This window comes from Limnospira sp., from assembly GCF_051859755.1.
In the GTDB taxonomy this organism is placed as follows: domain Bacteria; phylum Cyanobacteriota; class Cyanobacteriia; order Cyanobacteriales; family Microcoleaceae; genus Limnospira; species Limnospira fusiformis.
Genome location: NZ_JBIMLI010000339.1, coordinates 1 through 1,325 on the forward strand (window position 1 = coordinate 1; position 1,325 = coordinate 1,325).

Sequence of the window (1,325 nt, forward strand, 5' to 3'; positions counted from 1 at the left end):
GCTCATAATCAGGAGGGTTATTGATACCTGATTCTACATTACCATAAATGCCCAAAATTAACCCGCTTTTTCACAGAAACCCGGTGGCTCACGGCTGGCTGGGAAGTTGGGTTACGCTGCGCTTCACCCAACCTACTAAAGCGCACAGGCTACCCGAAAACCGTTGTAGTTTTTGAGGGAGCCCGGGTCGAACCTGCCGCGGTTGGCACAACGGCAGTAGCCAGGAACGTTGAACCACGAACCGCCACGCAGCACTCTTCTGTCTGTTTTTCCCAAAAAGTTGACTAAATGTTCAACAAGGTTTTCATAACGATTATTGTTACCATAATCCCACACTCCTCCGTCCGAGGGAGCGCCACCATAGCCTTCGCGCCAGGGGTCAGCGCACCACTCCCAAACATTCCCGTGGATATCATACAAGCCAAAGGCGTTGGCGTTTTGAAACTGACCGACGGGGTTGGTTTGTCTGCGGTAGGCTCCCTTGGGTCCTGAGCTATAGCTGTAGTTGCCATCGTAGTTGGCGAGGTCTGTCGTCAGGGTATCACCGACATGAAAGGGGCTAGTAGTTCCGGCGCGAGCTGCATATTCCCACTCCGCTTCACTCGGTAATCGGTAGGGTTTGCCAATTCTTTTCGAGAGGCGGGCGCACCACTCCATTACATCATACCATGAAACCGATTCAACGGGACGATTTAATCCTTTAAATCTTGAGGGGTCTAGGCTCAGGCCTCGTTGGAGTTTGGGGAAACTAGCCACTTGTCGCCATTGTTCTTGGGTAACCGGATATTTCCCCATGAGGAAGGGTTTAATCGTGACTCGGTGTTGGGGTCTTTCAACATCAGAACTTCCAGTTTCACCACTCGGCACACCCATGGTAAAGGTTCCCCCCGGAATTAGCACCATCTCCAGAATCAAACCATTTCCCAGGTCTTCGATAATACATTCAGCCTGACCGGGACGGCGGTTAATTTCTCGACCCATTGAATTGACCGTAACGATGTCAAATTTAAACTTCTGGGGTACCGCTGGGGGAGTTGTATTGGGAGTCTGTTTAACAGTCTCGCGGTTAATTTCTCGACCCATTGAATTGACCGTAACGATGTCAAATTTAAACTTCTGGGGTACCGCTGGGGGAGTTGTATTGGGAGTTTGTTTAACAGTCTCTTGGATGACGGGTTGAGGATTTGTTGGGTTGGTCTGTTTCCCATAATATCGCCGTAAATGTGCCCAAACTTCCGCTACAGATTGATAGCGTTTTTTAAAGACTGTCTCAACCAAACGGTCTAAGATTTCGCCTAATTTATCACTCACATGATTGCCATTTA

1 protein-coding gene is annotated in these 1,325 nt (G+C 49.2%); it reads right to left on the reverse strand.

Annotation, left to right across the window (positions count from 1 at the left end; genetic code table 11):
• Positions 1-135: 135 nt before the first annotated feature.
• A partial coding sequence (locus tag ACTIE0_RS24445) for a formylglycine-generating enzyme family protein (protein WP_439517046.1) occupies positions 136-1,325 on the reverse strand: 1,190 nt, incomplete at its 5' end.